Below are 7,507 nucleotides of genomic sequence, written 5' to 3'. Positions count from 1 at the left end.
TGATTAGATGGATGTAAAAAAATTGCTGACTATAACTAAAGAAAGAGATGCTTCAGATTTACACCTAACTACAGGTATCCCTCCAGTAATTCGTGTAAATGGAAAATTACAAAAATTAAATTTACCAGAATTGACTTCTCAAGACGTTCAAGAAATGATTTATAGTATAATTACTGATAAACAAAAGAACAATTTTGAAGAAAATCATGAGCTGGATTTTTCTTTTGAAGTGGAAAATGTAGCGAGATTCAGGACTAATATTTTTCAAACTCAACGAGGTAAGGCAGCTGCTTTTAGATTAATACCCGAAAAGATAAAAACTCTTGCCGAGCTAAATATGCCTGAGGAAATTTCCATTTTTACTAAAAAACTTAAAGGCTTTGTATTGGTTACTGGTCCTACTGGGTCTGGAAAAACCACTACTTTAGCTGCTTTGATAGATATTATAAATAGAGAAAGATATGAACATATTATAACTATTGAAGACCCTATTGAATTTATTCATGCACATAAAAATTGTGTTATAGATCAGAGGGAAGTTGGAATTCATACCAATTCTTTCGCCGGTGCTTTGCGTAGTGCCTTAAGAGAAGATCCTGATGTAATCTTAGTGGGGGAAATGAGAGATCTCGAAACTATTTCTATGGCGGTAACTGCAGCCGAAACTGGACATTTAGTATTTTCTACTCTTCATACCAATAGTGCAGCTGAAACTATAGAAAGAATTATAAACGTGTTCCCTCCTCATCAACAGGCTCAAATTAGAATGCAAGTTGCCGAATCTATCCTGGGTATGGTGGCTCAAACTTTAATACCTACTTTAGATGGCGAAGGAAGAGTCCCCGCTATTGAATTGACCATTGCCACTCCAGCCATCAAAAATTTAATAAGAGAAGAAAAAATTCATCAAATGCCATCAATAATACAAATGGGCAGAAAAGATGGGATGATAAGTTTAGATCAATGTTTGAAAAATCTACTCGTGGAAGGAAAGATAAGCCGAGAAGAGGCCATAAAAAGGGCTATAGATAAAAAGGTATTTATGGAAATTCGTAGTAAATTTTAAATGAGGTTTATTATGGAAATAAAAGAATTATTAATTACCACCAAAGAGAAAGATGCTTCTGATCTACACCTTAATGTAGGGGTACCTCCGGTTCTCCGTATAAATGGAAAATTAGAAAAATTAAATTTACCAGAATTAACCCCGGAAGATACTCATAATATGATCTATAGTATTTTAAGCGAAAAACAGCAGACTGATTTCGAAAAATGCGGTGAATTAGATCTATCTTATGAATTAAATAATCTAGCCCGTTTCAGGGTAAATGTCTTTAAACATCGTCGGGGAGAAGGGGCGGCTTTCCGATTGATACCTGAAAAAATTAAGACCCTTTCTGAATTAAATTTACCATCAATTCTTTCCATCTTTACTGATAAGGACAAGGGGCTTGTATTAATTACTGGACCTACTGGGAGTGGGAAATCAACTACTTTGGCTGCCTTAATTGATATTATAAATAAGAAGAGATATGATAATATAATTACTATCGAAGATCCTATCGAATTTGTTCATTATCACCAAAATTGTCTTATTTCTCAAAGAGAGATAGGTACACATACTAAATCTTTTGCCTCTGCTTTGCGTAATGCCTTAAGGGAAGATCCTGATGTAATCCTGGTGGGAGAAATGAGAGACCTGGAAACTATTTCTATGGCTTTAACGGCAGCTGAAACAGGGCACTTAGTATTTTCTACCCTCCATACTATTAGTGCAGCGGAGACTATAGAAAGAATAATAGACGTATTTCCTCCTCATCAGCAAAATCAAGTTCGAATGCAACTTGCTGGATCTATTCTGGGGGTTATAGCTCAGATTTTATTACCAACTTTGGATGAAAAGGGTAGAGTTCCGGCTGTAGAAGTAATGATTGCTAATCCAGCTATTAGAAATTTAATTAGAGAGGGGAAAGTTCATCAAATTCCTTCTACTATACAAACTAGTAAAAAAGATGGTATGCAGAGTTTGGATCAATCATTGAAGGATTTAGTTATGGAAGACAAAATTAGCCAGGAAGAGGCCATAAAAAAAGCTATTGATAAAAAAGCATTTATGGAAAATCAATATCTATAATGGTTAGAAATATTATACCAAAGAACCAAAGAAAAGGAGAATAAAAATTGTTTATTCAGGTTCCCAAAGGGACACAAGATATTTTACCTGATGATGCTCCCAAATGGTATTATATTGAAAATAAAATAAGGGAAGTATTAACTAAATATGGATATCAAGAAATAAGAACCCCAGCCTTTGAATACACCGAACTTTTTATTCGAGGAATAGGAGAATCGACTGATATAGTTACTAAAGAGATGTTTACTTTTCCGGATAGAAAAGAAAGAAGCCTTACTTTACGTCCGGAAGGGACAGCTCCGGTGGTGAGGGCTTATTTAGAAAACAATATGGATAGAGCTTCTAAGGTGGTAAAGTTATTTTATATTGGCTCAATGTTCAGATGTGAAAAACCACAAGGCGGTAGATTTCGTCAATTTAATCAATTTGGGATCGAAGTTATCGGAACTAAATCTCCTGAAGCAGATGTTGAGGTTATTATGGCTGCTTTAGAAATTTATGAAAAATTAGGCTTAAAAAATCTTGAAATTGTAATAAACAGCGTAGGTTGTAAAAAATGTAGAGTTGATTATATTCAGAAACTAAAAAAGTTTTTAAGCAATAAAAAAGATTTACTATGTTTAGAATGTGTAAAAAGATATGAAAAAAATCCTTTAAGGGTTTTTGATTGTAAAAAAGATAGTTGCCAAAAAATTATGGAAACCGCTCCGATGATTACTGAAAATCTCTGTCCAGAGTGCAAACTGCATTTTGAAGAAGTAAAGTCACATCTTGATGACTTTAAAATAAAGTATCATCTAGACCCTAAATTGGTAAGAGGGTTAGATTATTACACTAAAACTGCCTTTGAAATTGTTGGTAAAGGATTAGGTGCTCAAAATGCTATAGCTGGCGGCGGTAGATATGATGATCTGGTTGAAGAATTGGGAGGAAAACCTACTCCCGGAGTTGGGTTTGCTGCCGGGATAGAAAGAATGATTATGGTTATGAATCAGCAGAAAATAAACTGGCCCAAACCTAAGTGTATCGACATATTTATAGTAAAAGTTAGTGCAGAAAATAAAGATACTGCCTTTAGATTATTGCAAAAAATTAGAAATTCTGGTTTATCTGCTGACCTGGATTATTCAAACGATAGTTTAAAATCACAAATGAGAATAGCTAATAAAATAGGAGCAAGATATACCGCAATAATTGGTGAAGAAGAATTATCTAAAGATATGGTAACTCTACGCAATATGCAAACCAAAGAACAAAAAAAAGTTAAGTTGGATGAAATTGAAAAAGAATTGAAAAAGGGGTCAGGTCTCAACATTTGACATAACTTTTTGACTACATTATTCGGGAGCAAGTTATGTCAAATGTTGAGACCTGACCCCATAGAGGAGATACATGGAAATTATAAGAATAAGCGATATTAAAAATTATGAGGGCAAAGAAGTAGAGATAAAAGGATGGCTTTATAATAAACGTTCCAGTGGGAGCATAAAATTTTTAATTATCAGAGATGGGACCGGATTTATTCAAGCTACTCTCCTTAAGAGCGAAATAAAAGAAGAATTATTTAATAAAATTGATACTATTAATTATGAATCATCAATAAAAATAACCGGTTTAGTTAGAGAAGAAAAAAGGGCTTCTTCAGGGTATGAAATTTTAATAAAGAATGTTGAAATTATAAGCATGGCAGAAGAAAATTATCCTATTTCTTTAAAAGAGCATGGAGTAGGATTTTTAATGGATTATCGCCATCTATGGTTAAGATCTCCCCGACAGAATGCCATTTTAAGGATAAGAGCCGAAATAATTAAATCTATCCGTAATTTTTTAGATCAAAATGGATTTATTTTGATAGATTCTCCTATACTTACTCCAGCAGCCTGTGAAGGAACTACTACTTTATTTGAAACTGATTATTTTGGAGAAAAAGCCTATCTCACCCAAAGTGGCCAGTTATACAACGAAGCGTCAGCTATGGCTTTCGGAAAAGTATATTGTTTTGGACCTACCTTTCGGGCGGAGAAGTCTAAAACCAGGAGACATTTAATGGAATTCTGGATGGTAGAACCAGAAGCAGCTTATGTTGACCTGGAAGAAAACAATAAAATTCAAGAAAACATAGTAACTTATGTAGTTAAACAAGTATTAGAAAATAAGAAGATGGAATTGGATTTATTAGAAAGAGATTCATCGAAATTAGAAATTATTAAAGTTCCTTTTCCCAGGATATCTTATGATGAAGCTATAGAAATTTTAAAAAAGGATGGTTCTAAAATTGAATGGGGAGATGATTTTGGAGGAGAAGATGAGACTATTTTATCTCAAAAGTACGAAAAACCGATCTTTATCCATCGCTATCCCATAAAATGTAAAGCCTTTTATATGAAGCCTGACCCTCAAAGACCAGAGGTTGCCTTATGTGCAGATCTATTAGCTCCTGAAGGATATGGAGAAATTATAGGAGGCGGTCAAAGGATCGAAGATTATAATTTATTAGCTAATCAGATTAAAGAACATAATTTACCCCGAGAAAATTATGAGTGGTATTTAGATTTAAGAAGATATGGATCAGTTCCTCATTCAGGATTTGGTTTGGGAATTGAAAGAACTATTGCCTGGATATGTGGCTTAGATCATGTCCGAGAAACAATTCCCTTCCCCCGTATGTTGAATAAGATTTATCCGTAATAATAGTATCTCGTATATAGTATATAGTAAAGAAGGATAGCGAATAGAAGTAGGGGCGTATTGCCTGCCTGTGCGTGTCCGCACGCAGACAGGCAATACGCCCCTACAAGGGCTAAGAAAATAACCAAAGATACCACACAGTTTATGAATTGTAGGGGTTTGATTCATCAAACCCGATAAAAAAATTATAAAAACAATACGGGGCGGATAAATCCGCCCCCAACACTATACGCAGTACGCACTACGCAGTACGAATTTTATAAAGGAGTATAGATAAAATTAAATGACAAAGGTAAATAAAATTATAGAACCTATGGGTTCTTGGAAAAGGACTAACTCCTGTGGGGAGCTCCGAAAAGAAGATATTGGAAAAAGTACAATCTTAATGGGCTGGGTTCAAAGTAGAAGAGATCATGGAGGATTAATTTTTATTGATTTAAGGGATCGTAGTGGAATAACTCAAATTGTATTTGATCCAGAAGACTCTGCTGAAGCTCACCAGAAAGCCCACTATATTAAAAATGAGTATGTCATCGCTATAGAGGGGATAGTTGTTACTCGTTTAGCGGGCTCAGAAAATCCCAATATACCTACTGGAGAAATCGAAGTTAAGGCTAAACAGATAAAAATACTAAACCTTTCTGAAGCTCTGCCCTTTAATATTGATGATAAATTAGAAATAAACGATAATCTAAGATTAAAGTATCGTTATCTGGATTTAAGAAGGCCTAAAATGCAAATCAATATGAATTTACGCCACCAAACTTGTATGGAAATCAGGAATTATTTAAATAATAAAGGTTTTTTAGATATAGAGACTCCATTTTTAACTAAAAGTACACCAGAAGGGGCAAGAGATTATATAGTTCCCAGCAGGGTTAATCCAGGGAAATTTTATGCTCTTCCACAGTCACCCCAATTATTTAAACAATTATTAATGATAGCCGGGTTTGAAAGATATTATCAGATAGTGCGATGTTTTCGGGATGAAGACTTAAGAGCTGATCGAGCACCTGAATTTACTCAACTTGATATGGAAATGTCCTTCATCGATAGAGAAGAAATATTCAACTTAATTGAAGAAATGTTCGTTCATTTATTTAAAAGAATACTTAATATTAAAATAAAAACTCCCTTTTTGAAGATAGATTACCAGGAAGCGATATCCAAATATGGGACAGATAAGCCAGATTTAAGATTTGGTATGGAAATAATAGACTTGAGTGAAATATTTCAAGACAGTTCTTTTAGAATATTTCAAGATGTAATTAAGAATAAGGGGAAAATAGGTGCCATAAAAATAGAAGGAGATAAAGAATTTTCCCGAAAAAAACTCGACGATTGGCAATTATTCATTTCTTCATTTGGAGCAAAAGGTTTAGCTTATATAAAATTTAAAGAAGGAAAAGATTTTCAATCTTCTATAGCAAAATTTCTTTCACTTGAAGAAATAGAAAATATAAAAATTAAAACTAATGCTAAACCAGGTGAAATTATTCTAATTATTGCTGATCAGGAGAAAGTAGTGTATGAAGCATTAGGAAATTTAAGAATAAACTTAGCTAATGATTTAAATCTTATTAATCAAGACCAGAAAGAGTTTAATTTTCTTTGGGTTACCGATTTCCCCTTATTAAAATATAATCTGGAAGAAAAAAGATATGATTCAGTTCATCATCCTTTTACCGCACCTCTTAACGAAGATCTTGATTTATTGGGTAGTGATCCTTTAAAAGTACGTTCAAAAGCCTATGATTTAGTACTTAATGGAAATGAAGTTGGCGGAGGTAGTATCAGGATACATAATAATGATCTTCAAAAGAAAATTTTTAAACTATTAGGAATAGATGATAAAATAGCTGAGCAAAAATTTGGATTTTTATTGCAAGCCTTAAAGTATGGAGCACCACCTCATGGGGGAATTGCTTTTGGTTTAGATAGAATGGTGATGCTATTAACTGGAGCTCATTCAATAAGAGAGGTAATAGCCTTTCCCAAGACCCAAAAAGCTACCTGTCCTTTAACTGATGCACCATCAGAAGTAGAGAATAAACAACTAAAAGAGCTGCATATAAAATTAGATTTACCATAAAATAACTTTTAATGAGCATTTGGGAGGTAGGGGCTCGATTCATCGAGCCCGTTACAAAATTATATACTACACGAAAAAGTTTTAAATTTTGAATAATATTTTTTAGTTTTTCAATTTTAGTTTTTCGCTATTTTACTATACTTTATCTCTACTTATTACTTATTACACATTACTAATTACTGTATTCTCTATACACTAAACGCTACTTGCTATACGCTATAATAAGCGACACACGATACGAATAAAAGAGGTATTGAAAGATATAATAAGTTGTGCTATTATAAGAATAAATAAAATGAATAATTACCCTGCTGTGCCCGTGATGACTAATGAAGTTTTGAGCCAACACTTTAAAAAAAAGGGATCGATCTCTAAATGTTGCATGTAAGCCTAAGGTAGGTCTCCTTTCCTTGGAATGGAGACAAATATCTAACGTTTTCTAATTTGGTTAACGCGGAAACATAAAGCATTTAGGTAGATGCCCACTTGTCTGAGGACAGGTATCAAAACCTAAAGCACACGACATAGCGGGGTTTTATAATTTGTTTGCGATAATTTTGACAAAAATAATAAATAATTATATTTTGGTTGTA

General features: G+C 33.5%; 5 protein-coding genes and 1 other RNA gene. All 6 read left to right on the top strand.

Annotated features, from left to right (window positions below; translation table 11 throughout):
* The first annotated feature begins 7 nt into the window (after positions 1 to 7).
* The 6 genes from COZ07_RS06395 (at position 8) to ssrS (ending at position 7,452) form a co-directional block, all read left to right on the top strand.
* On the top strand, positions 8 to 1,066 hold the full coding sequence (locus tag COZ07_RS06395) for a type IV pilus twitching motility protein PilT (RefSeq protein WP_406607740.1): 1,059 nt from the start codon (positions 8 to 10) through the stop codon (positions 1,064 to 1,066).
* A 12-nt stretch (positions 1,067 to 1,078) separates the two neighbouring features.
* A complete protein-coding gene (locus COZ07_RS06390; protein WP_406607739.1) occupies positions 1,079 to 2,134 on the top strand; it encodes a type IV pilus twitching motility protein PilT in 1,056 nt (351 codons plus the stop codon).
* 47 nt (positions 2,135 to 2,181) lie between these two features.
* The gene (gene hisS, locus COZ07_RS06385; RefSeq protein ID WP_406607738.1) at positions 2,182 to 3,453 is read left to right on the top strand and encodes a HisS family protein; all 1,272 of its coding nucleotides are present in this window, start codon (positions 2,182 to 2,184) and stop codon (positions 3,451 to 3,453) included.
* 73 nt (positions 3,454 to 3,526) lie between these two features.
* On the top strand, positions 3,527 to 4,822 hold the full coding sequence (asnS, locus tag COZ07_RS06380; RefSeq protein WP_406607737.1) for an asparagine--tRNA ligase: 1,296 nt from the start codon (positions 3,527 to 3,529) through the stop codon (positions 4,820 to 4,822).
* A gap of 283 nt (positions 4,823 to 5,105) precedes the next feature.
* Positions 5,106 to 6,914: an aspartate--tRNA ligase gene (gene aspS, locus COZ07_RS06375; RefSeq protein WP_406607736.1), complete on the top strand. Its 1,809-nt coding sequence runs from the start codon at positions 5,106 to 5,108 to the stop codon at positions 6,912 to 6,914.
* 302 nt (positions 6,915 to 7,216) lie between these two features.
* Positions 7,217 to 7,452: non-coding RNA, 6S RNA (gene ssrS / locus COZ07_RS06370), on the top strand.
* The last annotated feature ends 55 nt before the right edge of the window (positions 7,453 to 7,507 follow it).

The organism is Candidatus Infernicultor aquiphilus, assembly GCF_002784285.1.
Taxonomy (GTDB): Bacteria; Atribacterota; Phoenicimicrobiia; order Phoenicimicrobiales; family Phoenicimicrobiaceae; genus Infernicultor; species Infernicultor aquiphilus.
Note: the sequence above shows the minus strand (reverse complement) of the source record. Positions and strands in the feature narration are given on the sequence as shown.